Below are 22,193 nucleotides of genomic sequence, written 5' to 3'. Positions count from 1 at the left end.
GGGGGGGGGCGGGCCGGGGGCGCTGGGGCCGGGGGCGGCGGCTCGACCGGAGGTGCCGTCGCTCCGTGCGCAGCCTGCGGCGAAAACGGCGGCCAGCGCACCGGCGGCCCCTGCACCCAGCACATCACGGCGGCCCACCGGAGCCCTGCGTCCGTCCATGCCCGACCACCTCGCGTTCCACGGGTACGACTGAATCCCGGGGACACAGTAGGGGCGCACTGACCGAAATAGGACGATTGAGCAGTTCAGCAGATGATCAAGGAATCATTCAAGCGCCGCCATAAAGATGCACGGAAAGCCAGGCGAGTGACCGAGCACACCTGCGATTCAACTCAGAAGTGCCCGCTTAACCCCTAAATATCCCGACAAGTCGCTTTGGCGCGAGGTCGCCCGTCTGCCATAGTCGGAGCCACGACCCCCATTGACCCGGGCCAGGTCGTCCTGAGCGGCCGTGAACACACCCCCCATTTCACGGCCCCCGCCAGAAGCCCCCGCAGCGCCGCACCCCGGCCGACCGGGGGCTTCTGCGTTTCGGCGCGGGACTTCCCCGTATCAGCGGTCGGAGATCCGCATCTCGAACCAGGTGGTCTTGCCGCGCGGCAGCAGGTCCACGCCCCAGCGGTCGGAGAGCTTGTCGACGAGGAAGAGCCCCCGGCCACTGACGTCCATCTCGCGCACCGGCATCAGACACGGCAGCCCGCGCGAGGGGTCACGCACCTCGATGCGGATCCACCCCCGGCGGCGCACCATGCGTAACCCGAAGACCCGGGCCCCGGTGTGACGCACCGCGTTGCCGACGAGCTCCGAAACGAGGAGCACCGCGTACTCGGCGGTCTGCGGCGAGAGGACCCACTGGCGGAGCACGACACAGGAGGTGAGCCGCCGGGCCGTCGCCGCCGACTCCGGCCGGGACGGCAGCCGGACTTCCCCCTCGGTCGGATTTCCGAACAACTCCAGCGCCTTGAACGCCTGTTCGTCATCGATGATCGACGAACTGCGTGCCGCCGTCGCGCTGCTGCGCGGTCGCGGCTGCTCCACACCCTCCAGGCCCGCCATGCCCACCATCATGGCCGCACGCATCGCCTTCCGGGGCCGTTCCTTCGGAATCCGCACCCCGCCCCGACGCGACCCGGGGAAGGCTTTCGACATATGCCCATGGCAATCCAACCCCACAAACGGCCCACCTGAGCTGCGACGATGCCCAGCCCGACGGGAATTGCCCGGACGACGACGACGCCGGGCCTTAAGGTTGCCTTAAGGCCCGGATAATCCGCCCTCACGGATGAACCCCACCCGCGGGGCCCACCCGACCCGACTATCGGCGGCCCCGACCTGACTACGGATCACCGGTCATCTGACTATGGATCAGGTGCTTGCAGGTCGCGGCAACGACGCAGCAGCTGGTGTGACCGTCGCCGGCCGATCCGGCCGGAGCCACCGCTCAGAGGAACGTGGCCTTCCCCGGCCCCTCCTCCACGAAGCTCCGCATCCCCCGCTCCCGGTCCTCCGTGGCGAACAGGCCCGAGAACCAGTTCCGCTCGATCGTGAGTCCGGTGTCGATATCCGTCTCCAGCCCGGCGTCGATCGACTCCTTCGCCGCGCGCAGCGCCAGCGCGGGGCCCTTGGCGAGCTGGGCGGCCCACGCGTGTGCCTGGTCGTAGACCTCGGCGGCCGGGACCACGCGGTCGACCAGGCCCAGGGTCAGGGCCTCCTCCGCCTTGACCATGCGGCCGGTGAAGATCAGGTCCTTGGCGCGGGAGGGGCCGATCAGGCGGGCCAGGCGCTGGGTGCCGCCGGCGCCGGGGATCAGGCCGAGGAGGATCTCCGGCTGGCCGAGCTTCGCGTTGTCGGCGGCGATCCGGAAGTCGGCGCAGAGCGCCAGTTCGCAGCCGCCGCCGAGCGCGTAGCCGGTGACGGCTGCGACGACCGGCTTCGGGATGCGGGCGACGGCGGTGAAGGCGTCCTGGAGGCCCTTGGAGCGGAGGACCATCGCCGTGTGGTCCATCGCCTGCATCTCCTTGATGTCCGCGCCCGCCGCGAACACCTTCTCGCCGCCGTAGAGGATCACGGCGCGCACGTCCTCGCGCCGGGCCGCCTCCTCGGCCAGCTCTCGCAGCCGGTCCTGGATCGCGACGTCCAGAGCGTTCATGGGCGGCCGGTCGAGCTGGATGGTGCCGACGCCGTCGCGTACTTCGAAGGTCACAGTCATGGCTAGAGGTTAACCACCGCTAACGACGCTGGGCCCGGTGCCGTTGGTCACAGCACCGGGCCCAGCCGGGTCGGCCGAAGAGAGGAAGGGAGTTACTTCTTCCACTCCTCCCAGTCCATGTTCCAGCCGTTGAGGCCGTTGTCCGGGGCGATCTGCTTGTCCTTGGAGTTCTTCACGACGACCACGTCGCCGATCATCGACTTGTTGTAGAACCACGCCGCCGGCGTCTGGTTGTCGTAGCCGCCGCGCACATCGCGCAGACCGACACAGCCGTGGCTGGTGTTGGTGGTGCCGAAGATCGAGGACGCGCCCCAGTAGTTGCCGTGCAGGAAGGTGCCCGAGGTGGACAGCCGCATGGCGTGCGGGACGTCCTTGATGTCGTACTCGCCGCCGAAGCCGACGGTGTCGCCGTTCATCCGGGTCACCTTGAGCTTCTCGCTGATGACCATCTGACCGTTGTACGTGGTCGTCGCCGGGGCGCCCGCGGAGATCGGGATGTCCTTGATCTGCTTGCCGTCGCGGACCACCTTCATCCGCTTGCTGCTCGCGTCGACGGTGGAGACCTGGCTGCGGCCGATGGTGAACTTCACCGTCTTGGCCTGCTTGCCGTAGACGCCCGGCCGGCCCTCGACGCCGTCGAGGTTGAGTTCGACGGTCACCTTGGTGCCCGGCTTCCAGTACGCCTCCGGGCGGAAGTCGAGGCGGTCGTTGCCGAACCAGTGGCCCTCGATCTCGACGGCCGGGTCGGCCGTCACCTTGATGCCCTTCTCCACCGCGGCCGGGTCGGTGATGCCCCGGGTGAAGTTGATGGAGACCGGCATGCCGACGCCGACGGTGGAGCCGTCCTCGGGCGTGTAGTGGCCGATGAAGGTGTTCGCCGGGACGAGCGTGGTGAAGGTGGTGTCCTTCGCCGACTCACGGCCCTCGGCGTCCTTGGCGACCGCGTGCACCGTGTACTTGGTGGAGGCGGCGAGGTGCCGCTCGGGCGTCCAGCTCGCGCCGTCGGCCGAGATCTCGCCCTCGACCTCGTTGCCCTTGGGGTCGGCGACCTTCACCGTGGTCAGCTTGCCCTGCTCGGCACCGATCTTCAGGGCGCCGCTGGTCGCCACGGCGTCCGCGCCGTCCTTGGGCGCGATGGTCACGACCGCCTGCGAGGCGGTCGTGTCGTCCTTCTTCGCGCTGCCCGCCGAACCCTTCTTGTCCCCCGCGTCGGCACTGCCGCCGCACGCCGTCACCAGCAACAGCAGTGCTCCCAGAACCAGGGCCAGAAGCCCCGGCCCGCCGCGCCGCTTCCCGCTCGCCCCGGCCGATGCCCCCGATATCGGCTGCCCGTTCACTGTGGTCGTCTCCCCTCGCACGGCCCGGCTCCCGCCATGACCCGCACCCCCGCGCGCCGAACATGCACGCCCGCCGCAAGATAATCACATCGCGGGCGCGGTGAACTCCCTCCGGAATGTCACCGTTCCGTCCCAACCGGTCCGGACAGCTGTGCAGGTGGCGCGGGGGGTCGGGCGGAGCACCCGGCCCCGGGGTCTCAGCGCAGGGCGGAGCCCGCCTTCCACTTCTTCCAGCCCATGTTCCAGCCGCTGAGCCCGTTGTCCGGGGCGACCTTCTTGTCCTTGGAGTTGACCACCTCGACCACGTCGCCGATCAGGGTCCGGTCGAAGAACCAGCCGCCGGGGGTGGAGCTGCCACCGCCCTTGGCGTCACGCAGTCCGATGCAGCCGTGGCTGACGTTCTCCTCGCCGAAGACGGACTCGTCGGCCCAGTAGTTGCCGTGCAGGAAGGTGCCGGAGGTGGTGAGCCGGATCGCGTGCGGCACGTCCTTGATGTCGTACTCGCCCTTGCCCTTCTTGTCCGTGAAGCCGACGGTCGCCCCGTTCATCCGGGTCACCTCGTGCATCTCGGTGACGACCATCCGCCCGTTGTACGTGGTCGTCTTCGGGGCTCCCGCGGTGATCGGGACCGTCTCCACCAGTTCTCCGTCCCGGCGCACCTCCATCGTCTTGGCCTCCGCGTCGACCCGGGAGATCTGGGAGCGGCCGACCGTGAAGACGGCGGTCTTGTCCTGGCTGCCGTAGACGCCCGGGGAGCCCTCGACGTCCCGCAGCCCGATGTCGACGGTGACCTCGGTGCCGGGCTTCCAGTACGTCTTCGGGCGGAAGTCGAGCCGGTCCTTGCCGAACCAGTGGCCGGCGACCTCCACCACCGGATCGGACGTCACCCGGATGGCCTTCTCCACCGCGGCCCGGTCGGCGATGGGCCGGTTGAAGGAGAAGGAGACGATCATGCCGGTGCCCACGGTGGACCGGTTCTCCGGTTTGAAGTAGCCGATGAAGCGGTGCTCGGGCACGAGCGTGGTGAACGTGGCGTGCCGGGCGGAGCGGCGGCCCTGTCCGTCCACGGCCACCGCGTCAATGCTGTACTTCGCGGCGAGGGCGAGCCGGGCCACCTTGGGCTCCGGGGCCCAGGAGCGCCCGTCCTCGGCGATGCGCCCCGCGACCGTCTGCTGCTGCGCGTCCTCGATCCGCAGGACCTTCACGCTCTCCAGCCGCCCGTCCGGGACCTTCACCGCGATGCGGGTCTCCTCGTCGACGTCCTCGGCCCCGTTCTCGGGGAAGACGCTGATCACGTCGCCGGGGGATCGCGCCTTGCCGTTGAGCAGGCCCTCCCGGGTGTCGGTGCAGCCGGTCAGCAGGGCCAGCACGGTCAGCAGTCCTGCCCAGGTCAGCACGGCGGCCGAGCCGGCGCGTGCGCTCTTCGCTGTGTGGTTCACGCTCCCCCAACGACCAGGGCCGGTCGGGGGAAACGTGAGTGCGGGCCGCCCGGTGGGCAGAACAGAGGGGAGGACTACCCCGAAGGGCCGCGGCCGGGACGCCGTGCGCCCTCTCGAAGGTGCCCGTCCTACGAGCCGCGGGAGGCTACACGGTGTCGAGCGCAGCCGAGCAGGAGGCAGTACAGGATCCCGAGCGGGATGCGGTGCAGGATCCGGGGACGGTGGCCGCCGTCCGGGCGGAGATCGTGGAGGTGCAGCGCACCGAGCACGCCGAAGCCGTACGGGCCGCGGCCCCGGCCCCCGCCGTGTGGCCCGGGGCCCCGATGCCGCTGGGGGCCCGCTTCCGGGTCGGCCCGGACGGGGTCGCGGGGACGAACTTCGCGCTGTGGGCGGGCGGGGCCGAGGCGGTCGAGGTGTGCCTGTTCGACGAGCGGGGCGTCGAGACGCGCTGCCCGCTGACCGAGCTGACCCATGAGATCTGGCACGGCTTCGTGCCCGGGGTGCGGCCCGGCCAGCGGTACGGCTACCGGGTGCACGGCCGCTGGGATCCCTGGACGGGGGCCCGCTGGAACGCGGCGAAGCTGCTGCTGGACCCGTACGCCCGTGCGGTCGACGGGACCTTCACCCTGCCGCCCGAGGTGTACGGGCACGTCCGGGACTGGCCGGACCAGCATGTCGCCGACACCGTGCGCGACGACCGGGACTCGGCTCCGTACGTCCCCAAGGGGGTGGTCGTCCACGATGACGACGACTGGGTGGAGGACCGTCGGCCGAAGACCCCGTGGGCCGACTCCGTCATCTACGAGCTGCACGTACGCGGCTTCACCAAGCTGCACCCGGACATCCCGCCCGAGCTGCGCGGTACGTACGCGGGTCTCGCGCACCCGGCGGCGATCGAGCACCTCACCCGGCTCGGCGTCACGGCGGTGGAGCTGCTGCCAGTGCACCAGTTCGCCCACGAGGACCACCTGCTGCGGCGCGGGCTGCACAACCACTGGGGCTACAACTCCATCGGCTACTTCGCCCCGCACGCCGGCTACTCCGCCTCCGGCACCGCCGGTCAGCAGGTCGGCGAGTTCAAGCGGATGGTGCGCGCGCTGCACGACGCCGGGATCGAGGTGATCCTCGACGTCGTCTACAACCACACCGCGGAGGCGGGCGAGCTGGGCCCGATGCTGTCGCTGCGCGGCATCGACAACCGGGGCTACTACCGACTGGAGGGCGACCCGCGCCGCTACGCCGACTACACCGGCTGCGGCAACACCCTGCACGTCGTGCAGCCCCAGGTGCTGCGGCTCATCACCGACTCGCTGCGCTACTGGGTCACCGAGATGGGCGTCGACGGCTTCCGCTTCGACCTGGCGGCGGCGCTGGCCCGTTCGATGCACGACGTCGACATGCTCTCGCCGTTCCTCGCGGTCATCGCCCAGGACCCGGTGCTGCGCCGGGTCAAGCTCATCGCCGAGCCCTGGGACGTCGGCAACGGCGGCTACCAGGTGGGGGCGTTCCCTCCCCTGTGGACCGAGTGGAACGACCGCTACCGCGACGCCGTACGGGACTTCTGGCGCGGCGCGCTCCCCGACGTACGGGATCTCGGCTACCGGCTGACCGGCTCCAGCGACCTGTACGCCTGGGGCGGCCGCCGCCCGTACGCCTCGGTCAACTTCGTCACCGCGCACGACGGTTTCACCCTGCGCGACCTGGTCTCCTACGAGCAGAAGCACAACGAGGCGAACGGGGAGGGCAACCGGGACGGGACGAACGACAACCGGGCGTGGAACTGCGGGGTGGAGGGTGAGAGCGACGACCCGGAGATCAACGCGCTGCGCCGCCGCCAGCTCCGTAACCTGCTGACCACGCTGCTGCTCTCCACCGGGGTGCCGATGCTGGTGGCGGGCGACGAGATGGGCCGGACGCAGGGCGGCAACAACAACGCCTACTGCCAGGACAACGCGACCGGCTGGGTCGACTGGTCACTGCTGGACCAGCCGGAGTGGCGGCAGCTGACCGCGCTGACGGCCCGGGTGCTGACGCTGCGCCGGACCCATCCGGTGCTGCGGCGCCGCGCGTTCTTCTCCGGCCGGGCGCAGGCCCCGGACGGGCTGCGGGACCTGGCGTGGTTCGCCCGGGACGGGCGGGAGATGACGGAGGGCGACTGGTACGCCCCGGCGGCCACGCTCGGGCTGTACCTCTCGGGCCGGGACATTCCGGGGCGGGACGCGCGGGGCGAGCCGGTGACCGACGACAGTTTCCTGGCGGTGCTGCACGCGGGCGCGGAGCCGGTCACCTTCGAACTGCCGGGCGCGCCGTGGGCGGACGCCTACGAACTGGTCCTGGACACCTCGCGGGAGGACCAGGCGGAGGCCCCGGGGACGGTTCTCGACGGCGGTACGGAGGTGACGGTGCCCGCCCGTTCGGTGCTGCTGCTGCGGGTGGTGGAGTAGCCGCGAGGGGAGGCGCGGCTCAGCCGAGGATGCCCCGGTCGTAGCCGACGGCGACGGCCGCGGCCCGGTCCTTGGCGCCCAGTTTGGCGAAGACATGGGTGAGGTGGGTCTTCACGGTCGCCTCGCTGATGAAGAGTTCGGCGGCGATCTCCCGGTTGGTGGTGCCCCGCGCCACCAGGACCAGCACCTCCCGCTCGCGGGTCGAAAGCGCGGTCTCGGCGAGGTCGGCCGCGGGGGTGCGGACCCGGGTCATCAGCCGGGAGGCGACGGCGGGTGACAGGACGCTGCGCCCGTCGGCGGCGGCCCGGACGGCGGCGAACAGTTCCTCGCGCGGGGCGTCCTTGAGGAGATAGCCGGTCGCGCCCGCCTCGATCGCGGGGAGGGTGTCGGAGTCGGTGTCGTACGTGGTCAGCACCAGGACCTTCGAGCGGGCGCCGCGCCGGGTCAGCTCCGCGATGGCCGCGACTCCCCCGCCGCCGGGCATCCGCAGGTCCATCAGGACGACATCGGGGTCGAGGCGTTCGACGACGGCGAGCGCGTCCACGCCGTCTGCCGCCTCACCGAGCACCTCGAAGCCGGGGGCGGCGGTGAACATGCCGCGCAGCCCGTCCCGGACGACCGGGTGGTCGTCGACGACGACGAGGCTGATGGCGCGGGCGGGGGTCTCGGTCATGATCGCACCGTACGGGGGGTCATGGGCGTCTGGCCAGGGCCTGCGGCGGGGCCGTCGGTGGATACCCGATCGGGTTGCGCAGCAGGGCCGTTCACGGGTGTCCGACCGGGGGACTCTCGGCCCGGTCGAGGTGGACCCGGGCGGTCTCCGGGCCGCGGCCGGTGAGGGAGATGACAACCTGGAGCTGGGCGATGATCCCGGTGGGCCGGAAATTGGGAGGCCCGATGTCAGTGGTGAAACGTAGGGTCGGCCCTGATGCCCAAAATGCCTGCAGAGCGCACGGACCGGTCCGCCGTGCGCTCCCTCCTGCGCCTGTGGCCCTATGTCCGACCCGTGCGGGTACGCCTGTTCACCGCCGCCTTCGTGGCGATCCTGGCGTCCTGCCTGGGGCTGGTGATCCCACTGGTCCTGAAGTGGATGGTGGACGGCCCGGTCGCCGACCGCGATCCGGGCGGGGTGTGGCTGGGGGCGCTGTATCTGCTGCTGCTCGGCATCGCGGAGGCGCTGCTGTTCGGGTTCCGGCGGTGGCTCGTGGCGCGGCCGCTGGCCGGGGTCGAGGCGTCGATGCGGGCGGATCTCTTCCGCCATCTGCAACGGCTGCCGGTCGCCTTCCACGACCGCTGGGCCTCGGGTCAGCTGCTGTCGCGCGGGACGACGGACCTGATGCTGCTGCGGATGTTCCTGGCGTTCCCGCTGACCTTCCTGGTCGTCAACACGGCGACGATCCTCGTCGGGTTCGTCCTTCTGTTCGCCCAGGACTGGACGCTCGGTCTGGTGCTGCTGGCGCCTGCGGTGCCGCTGATGATCCTGTGCTCGCTGTTCGAGACGAAGTACTCGGTGGTCGCGCGGCGGGCCCAGGACCAGGTCGGCGACCTCACCACGGTCGTCGAGGAGAGCGTGCTGGGCATCCGTATCGTCAAAGGCTTCGGCCGGCACCGCAGCCAGGCGCAGGCGTTCAGGGCCATGGCGCACCGGCTGCGCGACACCGAGCTGGGCAAGGCCCGGCTGCTCGCCGGGATCTGGGCGCTGATCACCGCGATCCCGGAGCTGGCGATCGGCGCGGCGCTGGTGCTGGGCACGATCCAGGTGGCGGACGGGTCGCTGTCGGCGGGCACGCTGGTGGCGTTCCTGTCCACGGCGCTCGCGCTGCGCTGGCCGGTGGAGTCGATCGGTTTCCTGCTGGCGATGAGCCAGGAGTCGGCGACCGCCACCGACCGGTATTTCGAGGTGATGGACGTGGCGGAGGAGCCGGGCGCCGTCGCCGTACGGGAGGGTGCGCCGGCCACCGCACCCGGGATGGTGTTCGAGGGCGTCGAGTTCCGCTACCCGGACGCGGATCCGGACGCGCCGCCGGTCCTCGCCGGGATCGATCTGCACATCCGGCCCGGCGAGACGCTGGCCCTCGTCGGCGGTACGGGGTCGGGCAAGACGACGCTGACCGCGCTGGTGCCCCGGCTGCACGAGGTGACCGGCGGGCGGATCACGCTGGACGGCGAGGACATCGCCACGATGGAGCGCTCACGGCTGCGGAAGCTGGTGTCGGTGGCGTTCGAGGAGCCGACGCTGTTCTCCGCGACGGTCGGCGAGAACGTGACGATGGGCGCGGCGGACGCGGACGAGCAGCAGGTGCGCCGGGCGCTGTCGGTGGCCCAGGCGGACTTCGTGCACAAGCTGCCGCAGGGTCTGGACACGGAGGTCGGCGAGCAGGGCCTGAGCCTGTCCGGCGGCCAGCGCCAGCGCCTGGCGCTGGCCCGCGCGGTGGTCGGCGAGCCGCGCTTCCTGGTGCTGGACGACCCGCTCTCCGCGCTGGACGTGCACACGGAGACGCTGGTGGAGGCCGCGCTGCGGCAGGTCCTGGAGCGGACGACGGCGGTGGTCGTGGCGCACCGCCCCTCGACCGTGATGCTGGCGGACCGGGTGGCGCTGCTGTCCGGGGGCCGGATCGCCGCGGTCGGCACCCATCAGGAGCTGCTGCGCGACAACGCGGAGTACGCCTGGCTGATGTCGGGCGCGGAGCCCGGTCCCGTATCCGGACGCGACTCCCTCGTTGCCCCCGCCGCGCCGAAGACCGCCCCCGTCCAGCAGGTTCCCGCCGAGGAGGGCAGTGCCCGATGACGACGACCACCGATGACGCCTCGCTTCCCTCGGCCGAGGACGACGGCCCGCGGAAGAAGAGCCCGGCCGCCCCCGAACCGCGGCGGCGCTCCGACGACCCGTTCGACCAGGACGACCTGCCCGCGCCGCCCCGGGCGACCCTGACGCTGCTGTTCTCGCTGCTGGCCCCGATGCGCGGCCGGGTCGCGGTGACGGCCCTGTTGCTGGTGGTACAGCAGGTCGCGATGCAGGCGGGCCCGCTGCTCGTGGCGTACGCGATCGACAGCGGGGTTCCGGCGTTCCGGGACCACGACTACGGGCCGCTGGTGGCGGTCGCGGTCGGCTACGCGGTGTGCTCGGTCGGCGCGGGCGTCCTCCAGTACGGCTTCATCCGGGCCGCCGCGCGGATCAACCAGGACGTGCTGCTGGAGCTGCGCGGCCGGATCTTCCGGCACGCGCAGGCGCTCAGCGTCGACTTCCACGAGCGCTACACCTCGGGCCGGCTGATCTCGCGTTCCACGACGGACGTGGAGTCGCTGCGGGAGCTGCTGAGCGAGGGGCTCCAGGAACTGATCGGCGTGGTCCTCTCGTTCGTGTCGATCGCCCTGGTGCTGCTCTGGCTGGACCTGGGGATCGGCGCGATCGCCACGCTCTCCTTCGTACCGCTGTATCTGATGGTCCGGATGTACCGGCGGCGGGCGTCCGTGGCGTTCACCGCGCGGTCCACGGCGATCGCGGCGGTGATCGTGAAGTTCGCGGAGACGATGAACGGCATCCGCCCGGTCCAGGCGTTCCGCCGGGAGCGGAGCAACGACGCCGCCTTCACGGAGCTGAACACCCGCCACGAGCGGTCGAACGGCGACGCGATCCTGGAGATGGCCCGCTATGTCGTCGGCTCCCGGCTGATCGCGAACACGGCGGTGGCGGGCATGGTGCTGTGGGGCGCCTACCGGGTGGCGGAGGGGACGCTGGCGCTCGGGGTGCTGGCGGCGGCGGTGCTGTATCTGCGCCGGCTGTACGACCCGATCGACCGGCTGGGGATGTTCCTCAACTCGTACGAGTCGGCGGCCGCTTCGTTGACGAAGATCGCCGGGCTGCTGGCCCAGACGCCGAACGTCCCCGAGACCGACCGCCCCACCGAACTGCCGCCGCGCTCGGGCGACCTCCCGGGCCGCGAGGTCGTCTTCGACGAGGTGCGGTTCGCCTACCGTACGGGCGGCGAGGTGCTGCCCGCCTTCGACCTGCGGATCCCGGCGGGCCGGACGGTGGCGGTCGTCGGCTCCACGGGCGCGGGCAAGTCGACGCTGGCGAAGCTGCTGGCCCGCTTCTACGACCCGACCGAGGGCCGGGTCCTGCTGGACGGCACGGACCTGCGCGACCTGTCCACGGCCGAGCTGCGGCGGGGCGTGGTGATGGTGACGCAGGAGGCATTCCTGTTCTCGGGGACGGTCGCGGAGAACATCGCGATCGGCCGCCCGGACGCCACCCGCGAGGAGATCGAGCACGCGGCGAAGGCGATCGGCGCGCACGACTTCATCGCGGCCCTGCCGGACGGCTACGACACCGACGTACGCAAGCGGGGCGGCCGGATCTCGGCGGGCCAGCGCCAGTTGGTGGCCTTCGCCCGCGCCCTGCTGGCGAACCCCTCGGTGCTGATCCTGGACGAGGCGACCAGCTCCCTGGACATCCCGGGCGAGCGGGCGGTGCAGCGGGCCATGGACACGGTGCTGCACGGCCGTACGGCGGTGGTGATCGCCCACAGGCTCTCGACGGTGGAGATCGCGGACCGGGTGCTGGTGATGGAGCACGGCCGGATCGTGGAGGACGGTGCGCCGGCCGAACTCATCGGCGGGACGGGGCGGTTCGCGGGGCTGCACCGGACGTGGCGGGACAGCTTGAGCTGAGGGAGGCGGCGTCCGGGCCGCGGTTCCGGGGAGCCCGCGCGCGGCGGCGCCGCGTCCGGCCCGGCCCCGGATGCCGGGCCGGACGGCATCGTTGAGAATCGGACCGGAGGTGGTAAGGGTGACCGCTCGTCGACCCTCACGGGGAGCTGCCCGTTTCCTGGCCCGGTGCGCCCTGGTGGCGCTGACGGCCGTGGTCGCGGTGCTGTGCCTGGCGCTCGTCGACGTCGGGGTGCTGGTATTCGTCGCCGGAATCGCAGGTGTTGTCCTGTCCGCCGTGGGCCTGTGGTGGCTGCTCTCCCTGCGCGGGCTGTCCCGCCTGCTGGGCGCACTGCTCGCGGTCGCCGCGCCGGTCGCGGTGCTCGTCTACTACATCTGGCGGGGCGTCTGGGTCTGGGCGCTGCTCGCCCTGGTGCTGTACGGCCTGGCCCTGGTCTGCGGCCGGGCGGCGATGCGCGCGCACGGCAAGGCGTACGTGGTGCGCGGCAGGGCCGGAAAGCGGCCGCGGCAGCCCTTCCTCATCATGAATCCGCGCTCCGGCGGCGGCAAGGTCGGCCGCTTCGACCTCGTGGAGAAGGCCGAACGGCTGGGTGCGCGGGTGCACCTGCTCGACACCGAGGGCGGCGGGACCGATGTGGAGGAGCTGGCGCGCGAGGCCGCCGCGAACGGTGCCGACCTGCTCGGAGTGGCCGGCGGTGACGGCACCCAGGCGCTGGTCGCGGGGGTCGCGGCCGAGCACGGGCTGCCGTTCCTGGTGATCTCGGCGGGCACGCGCAACCACTTCGCCATGGACCTCGGCCTGGACCGCGCCGACCCGGCCCGCTGCCTGGACGCGCTGACCGACGGCGAGGAACTCCGCGTCGACCTGGGCGTGGTGAACGGGCGGCCCTTCGTCAACACCGTGTCCTTCGGGGCGTACGCGGATATCGTGCAGCAGCCCGAGTACCGCGACGCGAAGGCGGGGACCGCGCTCGCGCTGCTGCCCGACCTGCTCGGAACGGAGGGCAGGCGGCTCGACGCGGCCGTCGGGGAGAAGCTGCTCACCGGACAGCAGGCCGTCCTCGTCACCAACAACCCCTATGCCGGGCCCGATCCGCTCGCCGGTGGTCTGCGGCCGCGCCTGGACCGCGGCAAGCTCGGGGTGATCGCCGTGCGCGTGGAGAGCGCGGCCCAGGCCGCCGACCTCGCCGTGCGGGGCGCACACGCGCAGGGCGTCGTCTTCGCGACGGGGCGCGGCGTCGAGGTGACCGCCCCGGAAGACGTGATTCCGGTCGCGGTGGACGGTGAGGCGCTGATGCTGTCCGCCCCGGTCGTCTGTACGGTGCGCCACCGGGCCTTGCGCGTCCTGGTCCCCCGTACCCGGCCGGGCACGGTGGCGCCGGCCTCACCGCTGAACTGGCGCTGGATCACGGCGCTGGCCCTCGGGCGTGCGCGATGAGGGCGGCGGACGGACACGGTGCCTCCGGTGTTCCCGACGGCGAGGCGGGCGGGCCGCGCCGGACCGGGTCCGTGGGGGCGATCGTCGCCGCCGCGCTGCGCGACCTGCGCGCCATCGACGGTGCGGTGTACGCGGCGGTGGCCACCACGCCCACCCCCACGCTGGACACGGCGCTGCGGCGACTGTCCCGGGCGGCCGACCACTCCAAGCTCTCGCTGGGCATCGCCGCCGGGCTCGCCGTCTTCCCCGGACGGCCCCGGCAGGCCGCCTGTGCGGGGCTCGGCGCGGTCGCCGTGGCCTCCGCCTCCGCGAACCTGCTCGCCAAACGCCTGGTCCACCGGCGCCGCCCCGACCGGGAGGCGGCCCGGGTCACGGTCGCACGCCAGGTCCCCATGCCCGCTTCGGCCTCCTTCCCGTCCGGCCACACCGCCTCGGCCGTCGCCTTCGCCATCGGGGCCGGCACCGTCCTGCCGGGGGCCCTGCTGCCGCTCTGGAGCCTGGCGAGCGCCGTCGCCTACTCCCGGGTCCACACCGGCGTGCACTACCCCGGCGAGGGGGGCGCGGGCGCGGCCCTCGGCGTCGCGAGCGCCCCCACGGCACGTCGGCTGCGCAGGGGCCTGCCCTGGGGAGAACGCTGCTGACAGCCGCGAGGTGGGGCCGGGGTTCAGGCCGTCCTCTGCGGTGGTCCGGGCGTCGCGGGCACTGTCAGTGGCGGGTGGCAGCATCGGTCGTATGACGGATGCGATGCCATTCACCTGGGGACCGTTCCTGCGCGACTGGAGCGGGGAGTGGTCGGATTCCCTGTCCGACGACGGGACATACGCGCGGGAGGACGAGACCGCCCGGCGGGATCGTTGGCTGGGGTTTCCGGCGGCGCCCGAGGAGCGGATCGCGGCCCTGGAGGAGCGCCTCGGCCGGCGGATGCCCCCGTCGTACCGGGAGTTCCTCGCCGTCAGCGACGGGTGGCGGCACGCGGGCGGGTTCATCACCCTGCTGGCGGGGACCGCGGAGGCCCGCTGGCACAACGACGCGTCCGGGCTCGCGGCGATGTTCGAGGAGTATCTGGACGAGGACCCCACCCCCGAAGAGCTGCGGGACGTGGCGGTCTGGCGCCGCGGGCTCCAGCTGGACGTCGAGTCCGATGCGATGAGCGTCGTGCTGGATCCCGGGGACGTGGACGAGAACGGCGAGTGGGCCGTCTACACCTGGGCGGGCTGGCGGGCCGCACCACCCCAGCGGTTCCCGGACTTCGCCACGTTCATGCGGGACATGCACCGGGAGTTCCACTGCTTGCGGGCCCGCCCGGCGGACGGGGAGCCGGAGTTCGTCAACGCCACGACGCGACGGCTGGACGCCCAGGTGGAGGAGGCCCGGCTGTGGGCGCTGGGCGGCGACCGGGAGCGGGCCGAACGGGCGCTGGACGAGGCGAAGGGGTACGGCAGACCGAGGGCCGCCGGGCTGGGCGACCAGATACGCCGCCTGCTCGGACGGACGAACCTGGCCTACGAGGACCTGGCGATCGACCCCCGGTACGCCCCCGAGCTGCTCCCGCCGTTGGTCGCCGAGCACGCGGCGAACCCGCACCGGGACGACTCCACGCTGAACTACAGCCTCAGGGGAGCCACCGACGACGTGGTGACGCTGGCACACACGCTGCTGGAGCAGGTGCGCTCGGGCACGTACCGGTACACGGCGGCCGGCCCGTTCGGGGAAGCGGTCGAACGGGCACGGGAGTCGGCGCGGTGGGGCGACACCGACGGGGCGTGGCGGACGATGCTGGACGCCCTGCCCCTGTGGCAGCCGCTGGGCCCCGACCACCTGGCGCCGCTGGGCTGGGTGGCCGATCCGCTGCTCGGCCCGCTGCTGACCCCGGAGCGGGGCCGCGCGCTGCTGTCGACTCCCAGGGGCGGACAGCCGGGTGAGCCACGGACCGCCGGCGCAGACCGTTCCGATCCGGAGGGTCTGTCCTGGCTCGCGGACCCGGACGCCCCCGGCGACCACACGTCCTACCGGTTCGTCCTGGTCGAAGGGGTGGAGCCGTGGGACCTGCCCGGACGCCTCGCGGACGGGGAGGAGGCCGCGCTGGACGAGCCCGTGACCGTGCACGAAGCGCACGAGCGGTCGCTCCGCGGGCGACGGGAGTTCTCGTCCTTCGACGATCGGGCCCTCGTGGTGGTCGGCCGGGCGGGCGCTCGTTGGAGCTTCGCCTTCGACGGCGACCGTCCGCATTTCGCACCGCAGCGTTTTGTCTCTCCGGCCGCTGCCGCCTGCGCGGACGCCCGTGCCGTGGTCGTGTGGGGCGGCCTGCGGGACGGGCACGGGAACCCGTTCTTCCACCTCTCGGTGGCGAAGGGCGGGGCGGAGCTGTACGCGTTCACGTTCGCGGACGGAGAGGTGCGGCGGACCGGGCCGATCCCGCCGGCCCTGGACCCGGGCCGGTTCTTCCCCTCGCAGGAGGGGCCCACCGGGACGGGGCCGGCCATCAGGACGGAACGGGCGCTGCTGGAGGCGATAGCCGGCGAGTTCGGAGTCCATCTGCCGCGCCACGCGATCACGTGGGGACGGCTGCACACGTTCACCACCCGCTCCTGGATCCGGCCGCCGCAGGACGGGGAGACTTTCTCCGTGATCAGGTTCGAGTGGGGCTCGAACTGACGGCGGGCGCCCTTCCGGCGCGTGCGCCGCACGCCGACCCGGCCGGACGGGACACGCGGGCGAGCGGATTCGCCGTCCTCACCCCGGCAGCAGCCGCACCGCCGCGTTCCGCAGCCGGGTGCGCTCGGTGCTCATGAAGCGGTGCAGGGTGCGGGAGGCGAAGGCGGTCCGCTGGGCGCTGCGGCGGCGCTCCCGGTCGTAGGCGTGCAGGGCACCCGCGACGCCTTCCCGGCCCTGGGGCGCGGCGGCGAGCGCGCGGGTCAGGGCGTCCGCGTCCAGGATCGCGGTGCAGGCGCCCTGGCCCAGGTTGGGCGTCATGGCGTGGGCCGCGTCGCCGACCAGGGCCACGGGGGCGGGCCGGGCCCCGGTGGCGACGAAGGAGGGCAGCGCCGGGTGCAGGTGGCGCATCTCGTAGCGGATCCAGGTGGCCGGGTCGGTGGTGTCCAGGATGCGCGGGATCGGGTCGTGCCAGTCGGCGAAGAAGCCGCGCAGCTCGGCGGCGGTGGTGGCCCCGGGCACGGTGGCGTACCAGTTGGTGCGGCCCGGTTCGACCGGGGTCAGGCCGAAGAAGCGGCCGCTCCCCCAGGTCTCGCCGTGCACCGGGCTCTCGAAGTCGGCGATGCCGATCCAGGCGACGGTGCCGGCCTCTCGCGGGCCGCTGCGGTCGCCGAGGCGGGCGGCGCGGACGGCGCTGCGGATGCCGTCGGCACCGATCACCAGGTCCTGCCCGGCGGCGACGGCGTCCAGATCGGTGACCCGCTCGCCGAGCTTGACCGGTACGTCCCCGAAGGCGTCCAGGCCCGCGAGCAGGGCGTCGAGCAAGTACGGGCGGGAGATGAGCAGTTCGGGGCGGCCCGCCTTGCGTTCGATGCGATCCAGGGGGAGCCGGGCGATCGACGTCCCGTCCGGGGTGCGGATGTGCGCGTCGCGGTACGGCACGGCGTGCTCGCGCAGCGCGTCGCCCACGCCGAGGCGGTCGAGCGCGGACTGTGCGGTGGGGTGGATGCCGAAGGCCGCGCCGTACCGCTCCAGTTCCGTGCGGCGCTCCAGCACGGTCACGTTCCAGCCCGCGCGGCGGAGGCCGATCGCGGTCGCCAGACCGCCGATGCCCGCGCCGACCACGGTCGCCGTCCCTGTCATGTCGCGCTCCCGAAGCTCGTAGGGCCACACAGAAGGGTCACCACACCTGTGGTACCACGGCTGGGGTAATATCGGCAAGGACAGGTGGCGGAGACGGCGGGGACGAGGGAGCGGGCGCGGGTGAATCCGGACCGGCGGGACCGGCTGCGGGACGCGGCGATCGAGGTGCTGGCCCGGGACGGCGGGCGCGGGCTGACGCACCGCGCCGTGGACCAGGCCGCCGAGGTGCCGTCCGGCACCACCAAGAACTACTTCCCGACCCGGGACGCGGTGCTCCGCGCGGTGGCGGAGCGCTGCCTTGAGCAGTACCTCGCGCTCACCGAGCTGCTGGCCGCCGGCCCGGGGCCTGCGGACCGCGAGGGCCTGGTGACCCTCTTCCGCTCGCTCCTGGAGAACGTGGCGGGGCCGGGCCGGGCCCGGCTGCTCGCGGTGCTGGAGCTCCAGGCCGAGGCGACCCGGCGGCCCTGGCTCTCCGGCATCCTCGACCCGATAGCAAGCAGCGATTTCGCGGGGTTCGAGCTGGCCCAGCGCGCTGCCGGGCTACCCGTGACCCCGCAGCGGGCGGCCGTCGTCACCCTCGCCCTGCACGCGGCGATCCCGCATCTGCTGACGAACGGGCCCGGCACGCTCGCGGCGGCGGGGCTGGAGGACCCGGACCGCTTCGTGCGCGACCTGCTGGACACGGTGTACCCGCCGGACGCGACGGCCTGAAGCCCGCACCCCGCCCCCGAAGGGATCCCCGACTCCGATGGGATCCAGGCACCCTGACGGACCGGCACATTCCGCCGCGCGGATCTGGCCAGAACCCGACGCCGTCTCATCTGGCGGTCATCACACGCTTTCCCGCCCGCGACCGCGCGGTGACCTTCGCGCACGAAACCTGTGACCACCCTGTGAATACCGGGCTCTCCAACTCCCGGTAACACTGCGGCAATGATCGGCGAAACGTCCGCTTAACGAACATGACCTTTCCAGCAACGAACGAAAACCGGCCAAGTTGTTGACGCGCTCCTGACAGGCACGGCCGTCGACTGACACTCTTCACCCCGTTCTGCGCACCGCCTGCACCGTCCGGACAGCCCCTCCAGGCCGCCCGGTACCCCCCTCGCAGAAGGAGTCCGCGTGAGACCACTGCCCAGCCGCCGCGCCACCGCGACCGGCGCTCTGATAGCCGCAGCAGCCCTCATCGCCGTCGCCGTCCCGTCCGGCGCCGCGACCGCCACCTCCGCCCCCGCCTCGGCCCCGCTCGGCGGCATCACCGCCGGCACGAAGGCCGACCCGGGCGCCCTGCCCGCCAAGCTCTCCCCCGCCCAGCGCGCGGAGCTGCTCAGCGAGGCGAACGCCACGAAGGCGGCCACCGCCAAGGAGCTCGGTCTCGGGTCCACCGAGAAGCTCGTGGTCCGTGACGTGGTCCAGGACCGCGACGGCACCACACACACCCGCTACGAGCGCACCCTCGACGGGCTCCCCGTCCTCGGCGGCGACCTCGTGGTCAAGGAGTCCGCGGCCGGGGCTACCGAGGGCGTCAGCAAGGCGTCGAAGGCGACCAGCGCGCAGCTGAAGGCCGTCGGCCTGACCGCCGACGTGGCCCCGGCCGCCGCCGAGAAGCAGGCGCTCGGCGCGGCCAAGGCCGAGGGTTCGAAGGCCAAGAAGGCGGAGAACGCCCCGCGCAAGGTGGTCTGGCTGGGCGGCGGCTCCCCGCAGCTCGCGTACGAGACCGTGGTCGGCGGACTCCAGCACGACGGCACCCCGAACGAGCTGCACGTGCTCACCGACGCCACCTCGGGCGAGAAGCTCTACGAGTGGCAGGCCGTCCACAACGGCACGGGCAACACGCAGTACAACGGCCAGGTCACCCTGGGCACCGCGCCCTCGTACACCCTGACCGACACCACGCGCGGCAACCACAAGACGTACAACCTGAACCGGGGCAGCTCCGGCACCGGCACGCTGTTCTCCGGACCGGACGACATCTGGGGCGACGGCACTCCGCAGAACGCCGAGACGGCCGGCGCGGACGCCCACTACGGCGCGGCCGAGACGTGGGACTACTACAAGAACGTGCACGGCCGCTCCGGCATCCGCGGTGACGGCGTCGGCGCGTACTCCCGCGTCCACTACGGCAACAACTACGTCAACGCGTTCTGGCAGGACAGCTGCTTCTGCATGACGTACGGCGACGGCAGCGGCAACGTCAAGCCGCTGACCTCCCTGGACGTGGCCGCCCACGAGATGACGCACGGTCTGACCTCGGTCACCGCCAAGCTCGTCTACAGCGGTGAGTCCGGCGGTCTCAACGAGGCCACCTCCGACATCTTCGCCGCCGGTGTGGAGTTCTACTCCAACACCACCCAGGACCCGGGCGACTACTTGGTCGGCGAGAAGATCGACATCAACGGCAACGGCACGCCGCTGCGCTACATGGACAAGCCTTCGAAGGACGGCTCGTCCAAGGACTACTGGTACGCGGGCATCGGCAACGTCGACGTCCACTACTCCTCGGGCCCGGCGAACCACTGGTTCTACCTGCTCTCCGAGGGCAGCGGCGCCAAGACCGTCAACGGCGTCAACTACGACTCGCCGACCTCCGACGGGCTCCCGGTGACCGGAATCGGCCGGGACAAGGCCCTGCAGATCTGGTTCAAGGCGCTCACCACGAAGTTCACCTCGACGACCAACTACGCCGCCGCCCGCACGGGCACGCTCGCGGTCGCCAGTGAGCTGTACGGGGCCACCAGCCCCGAGTACGCGGCCGTGGCCCACGCCTGGGCCGGCATCAACGTGGGCGCCCGCCCCGGCGGCGGCGACCCCGACCCGGGCGGCAAGGTCTTCGAGAACAAGACCGTCGTGAACATCCCGGACGCCGGTGCGGCCGTCACCAGCGCGGTCACCGTCTCCGGTGTCACCGGCAACGCGCCGAGCGCCCTCAAGGTGGACGTGAACATCTCGCACACCTGGCGCGGCGACCTGGTCGTCGACCTGGTGGCCCCGGACGGCACGGCCTACCGGCTGAAGAACTCCTCCTCCGGCGACTCCGCGGACAACGTGGTGGCGACCTACACGGTCAACGCCTCGTCCGAGGTGGCCAACGGGGTCTGGAAGCTGAAGGTCCAGGACGTGGCGCGTCAGGACACCGGAAAGATCAACAGCTTCAAGCTCACCTTCTGATCCACCGGATCCGACCGATCCACCCGCTGTGACCGAACGGCCCGGAAGAGGGAGACCTCTTCCGGGCCGTTCGTCATGGCGAGTCCCGTGCCGTCAGGCCGGGTTGTTCGCGTGGGTCAGGGTCTCCCAGGCGACGAACAGGTTGTTCGACCCGGCGGGCCGCTGCCGCTCGGTCAGCGTCTGGGTGTTGGTCATCGCGTACCCGAGGCGGTTGGCGAGCGCGTTGAAGCCGACCTCGGTGACCGGGCCCAGACTGTCCTTGAGGGAGCCGCCGCAGAGCGAGGACGGCACGGGCGTACCCAGCTGGTGCTTGGCGTGCAGCCCCATCGCGTGGCGCAGCCGGTCGGCGACCTCCGGGTAGAGGTCCTGGCCCTGGATGCGGCTGGTCTCGGCGATGTGGGAGATGGCGGAGAGGCCGTAGCCGGTGTGGGTCAGGTCGCGGCAGGTCTCCTGGGAGAGCCCGTCCATGAAGGTGGACTGGCCCTGCCAGTAGTTGATGACTTTCGCCCGGGTGTCGAGCCCGCTGCCCGGCGCGACCTTCGGCAGCGAACCATCTGCGGTCACATAGATGTACGCGGGGACACGGCCGCGGAATGTGCCCACGGCCTTGTCGTAGGCGGCGCGGTCCTCCAGGAAGACCGCGATCCCGATCGCCGCCTCGGTCATGGACAGCTCCCAGTTGCCGTTGGAGTGGGAGCCGTTGGTGACCTCGGGGAGGTAGACGTCACGGAGCATCGTGCCGAAGCGGCCGGAGCCCGGCCAGCTGCTGTAGGTGTACTTGATGATCTCGGCGGCGCGCGGCCAGGTCGAGCCGGCCCAGCCGGTCTGGAGCGGGGCGTTGCTGTTGGTGTGGTCCTTGATCACGGCCGACCAGGCGTCCATGATCTGGATCGCCTTCTGGGCGTACCGGCTGTCCTGGGTGATGTACCAGGCCAGCGAGAGCGTGTACGCGGCGATGGCGTCCTCGCGCTCGTCCGTGCAGCCGTTGTTGGGGTTGGAGTACGAGCCGCACTCGACGACCGCGCGCGGCTTGGCGGTGCGGGTCAGGGAGGCGTACTTGCTGCCCATCATCTGGTCGTAGGCGCTCTTCCAGGGCTGCGCGCCCGCCTGCACCCGGCCCCGGACGAAGTCCAGCTGAGGGCGGCTGACGAGCACGCCGGGGTGGGTGAAGTTCGCGGGGGCGGCGGCCTCGACGGGTGCCCGGTCGGGCGTCGCGGATCTCTCCGCCACGGCGGGTGCGGCGAGGGCCGTGGTGAGCAGCGCGGCCAGGGTGGCGGCGGTGCCGAGGACGCGGGGGATGGTGCCGGTACGCATGTGGGGTGCCTTCCGGTGGGGTGGCGGTTCAACGGCCCGGCCTGGCGAGGTAGTTCATGGGTGTGAACGATGGGCCGCATGATGAACCGTGCGATGAGTCAGGAACGTAAAACCATTCCATGGACACGTCAAGGTTCTGCGTTCACTGCACGAAGGGAACGCACCCCGCCGGTACGCGCAGGGGCCCCCCCCCCCCCCCCGGGCCGCCCCCCCACAGCACCAAATAAACCAACCAAACCCCAAACAACACCCCCACCCCAACCCCCACCCCCCCGAAGACCAACCCAACCACAAAAAAAAAAACCACACGCCAAAAAACAAAATACCCCCAAAAAACACAAACCCAAACTATAAGAAAGCCCCCCCGCACACCCTGATATT

General features: G+C 71.9%; 15 protein-coding genes. 8 read left to right on the top strand and 7 right to left on the bottom strand.

Features of this window, described 5'->3' with window-relative positions:
- Positions 1–552 precede the first annotated feature (552 nt).
- The 4 genes from JS521_RS15990 to JS521_RS15975 all read right to left on the bottom strand — a co-directional run bounded on the left by JS521_RS15990 (position 553) and on the right by JS521_RS15975 (position 4,985).
- Positions 553–1,068: an ATP-binding protein gene (locus JS521_RS15990; protein ID WP_205083659.1), complete on the bottom strand. Its 516-nt coding sequence runs from the start codon at positions 1,066–1,068 to the stop codon at positions 553–555.
- Between the two features lie 373 nt (positions 1,069–1,441).
- Positions 1,442–2,209, bottom strand: coding sequence for an enoyl-CoA hydratase/isomerase family protein (locus tag JS521_RS15985; RefSeq protein WP_205083655.1), 768 nt, complete (start codon positions 2,207–2,209; stop codon positions 1,442–1,444).
- 92 nt (positions 2,210–2,301) lie between these two features.
- Positions 2,302–3,546, bottom strand: a complete 1,245-nt coding sequence (locus JS521_RS15980; protein ID WP_205083654.1) for a L,D-transpeptidase — start codon at positions 3,544–3,546, stop codon at positions 2,302–2,304.
- Between the two features lie 197 nt (positions 3,547–3,743).
- The gene (locus JS521_RS15975; protein WP_205083653.1) at positions 3,744–4,985 is read right to left on the bottom strand and encodes a L,D-transpeptidase; all 1,242 of its coding nucleotides are present in this window, start codon (positions 4,983–4,985) and stop codon (positions 3,744–3,746) included.
- Positions 4,986–5,137: 152 nt separating this feature from the next.
- On the opposite strand from JS521_RS15975, the gene glgX reads away from it, so the two are divergent.
- On the top strand, positions 5,138–7,429 hold the full coding sequence (gene glgX / locus JS521_RS15970; protein ID WP_205083652.1) for a glycogen debranching protein GlgX: 2,292 nt from the start codon (positions 5,138–5,140) through the stop codon (positions 7,427–7,429).
- A 19-nt stretch (positions 7,430–7,448) separates the two neighbouring features.
- Here the strand turns inward: glgX and JS521_RS15965 are convergent, their stop codons facing one another.
- Positions 7,449–8,102: a response regulator gene (locus tag JS521_RS15965; protein WP_205083651.1), complete on the bottom strand. Its 654-nt coding sequence runs from the start codon at positions 8,100–8,102 to the stop codon at positions 7,449–7,451.
- 255 nt (positions 8,103–8,357) lie between these two features.
- On the opposite strand from JS521_RS15965, the gene JS521_RS15960 reads away from it, so the two are divergent.
- The 5 genes from JS521_RS15960 (at position 8,358) to JS521_RS15940 (ending at position 16,190) form a co-directional block, all read left to right on the top strand.
- Complete coding sequence (locus JS521_RS15960; RefSeq protein WP_205083650.1) at positions 8,358–10,217, top strand: ABC transporter ATP-binding protein; 1,860 nt, start codon at positions 8,358–8,360, stop codon at positions 10,215–10,217.
- A complete protein-coding gene (locus JS521_RS15955) occupies positions 10,214–12,100 on the top strand; it encodes an ABC transporter ATP-binding protein (RefSeq protein ID WP_205083649.1) in 1,887 nt (628 codons plus the stop codon). Before JS521_RS15960 ends, JS521_RS15955 begins: the two co-directional genes overlap by 4 nt.
- A 70-nt stretch (positions 12,101–12,170) precedes the next feature.
- Positions 12,171–13,535, top strand: coding sequence for a diacylglycerol/lipid kinase family protein (locus JS521_RS15950; RefSeq protein WP_239487344.1), 1,365 nt, complete (start codon positions 12,171–12,173; stop codon positions 13,533–13,535).
- On the top strand, positions 13,532–14,176 hold the full coding sequence (locus JS521_RS15945) for a phosphatase PAP2 family protein (protein WP_239487343.1): 645 nt from the start codon (positions 13,532–13,534) through the stop codon (positions 14,174–14,176). Before JS521_RS15950 ends, JS521_RS15945 begins: the two co-directional genes overlap by 4 nt.
- Positions 14,177–14,267: 91 nt before the next feature.
- Positions 14,268–16,190, top strand: coding sequence for an SMI1/KNR4 family protein (locus tag JS521_RS15940; protein WP_205083648.1), 1,923 nt, complete (start codon positions 14,268–14,270; stop codon positions 16,188–16,190).
- A 78-nt stretch (positions 16,191–16,268) separates the two neighbouring features.
- Here the strand turns inward: JS521_RS15940 and JS521_RS15935 are convergent, their stop codons facing one another.
- Complete coding sequence (locus JS521_RS15935; protein WP_205083647.1) at positions 16,269–17,330, bottom strand: FAD-dependent oxidoreductase; 1,062 nt, start codon at positions 17,328–17,330, stop codon at positions 16,269–16,271.
- A gap of 120 nt (positions 17,331–17,450) precedes the next feature.
- Here JS521_RS15935 and JS521_RS15930 point away from each other — a divergent pair, with 120 nt between their 5' ends.
- Both JS521_RS15930 and JS521_RS15925 read left to right on the top strand, forming a co-directional pair.
- On the top strand, positions 17,451–18,041 hold the full coding sequence (locus tag JS521_RS15930) for a TetR/AcrR family transcriptional regulator (protein ID WP_205083656.1): 591 nt from the start codon (positions 17,451–17,453) through the stop codon (positions 18,039–18,041).
- A gap of 411 nt (positions 18,042–18,452) precedes the next feature.
- Positions 18,453–20,498 carry a M4 family metallopeptidase gene (locus tag JS521_RS15925; RefSeq protein WP_205083646.1) on the top strand — a complete coding sequence of 682 codons (2,046 nt, stop codon included), beginning with the start codon at positions 18,453–18,455 and terminating at the stop codon, positions 20,496–20,498.
- A gap of 93 nt (positions 20,499–20,591) precedes the next feature.
- On the opposite strand, the gene JS521_RS15920 is transcribed toward JS521_RS15925, so the two are convergent.
- Positions 20,592–21,812 (bottom strand): alginate lyase family protein, encoded by a 1,221-nt coding sequence (locus JS521_RS15920; RefSeq protein ID WP_205083645.1) that lies wholly within the window; start codon positions 21,810–21,812, stop codon positions 20,592–20,594.
- Positions 21,813–22,193 lie beyond the last annotated feature (381 nt).

It is taken from the genome of Streptomyces durocortorensis (assembly GCF_016901035.1).
GTDB lineage: Bacteria > Actinomycetota > Actinomycetes > Streptomycetales > Streptomycetaceae > Streptomyces > Streptomyces durocortorensis.
This window is presented reverse-complemented; position numbering and strand designations above follow the sequence as displayed.

Coding starts and splice junctions, on each gene's coding strand:
- JS521_RS15920 (WP_205083645.1), bottom strand. CDS start 21,812: ATGCGTACCGGCACCATCCCCCGCGTCCTCGGCACCGCCGCCACCCTG.
- JS521_RS15960 (WP_205083650.1), top strand. CDS start 8,358: ATGCCCAAAATGCCTGCAGAGCGCACGGACCGGTCCGCCGTGCGCTCC.
- JS521_RS15990 (WP_205083659.1), bottom strand. CDS start 1,068: ATGATGGTGGGCATGGCGGGCCTGGAGGGTGTGGAGCAGCCGCGACCG.
- JS521_RS15940 (WP_205083648.1), top strand. CDS start 14,268: ATGACGGATGCGATGCCATTCACCTGGGGACCGTTCCTGCGCGACTGG.
- JS521_RS15950 (WP_239487344.1), top strand. CDS start 12,171: ATGCCGGGCCGGACGGCATCGTTGAGAATCGGACCGGAGGTGGTAAGG.
- JS521_RS15935 (WP_205083647.1), bottom strand. CDS start 17,330: ATGACAGGGACGGCGACCGTGGTCGGCGCGGGCATCGGCGGTCTGGCG.
- JS521_RS15955 (WP_205083649.1), top strand. CDS start 10,214: ATGACGACGACCACCGATGACGCCTCGCTTCCCTCGGCCGAGGACGAC.
- JS521_RS15945 (WP_239487343.1), top strand. CDS start 13,532: ATGAGGGCGGCGGACGGACACGGTGCCTCCGGTGTTCCCGACGGCGAG.
- JS521_RS15965 (WP_205083651.1), bottom strand. CDS start 8,102: ATGACCGAGACCCCCGCCCGCGCCATCAGCCTCGTCGTCGTCGACGAC.
- JS521_RS15985 (WP_205083655.1), bottom strand. CDS start 2,209: ATGACTGTGACCTTCGAAGTACGCGACGGCGTCGGCACCATCCAGCTC.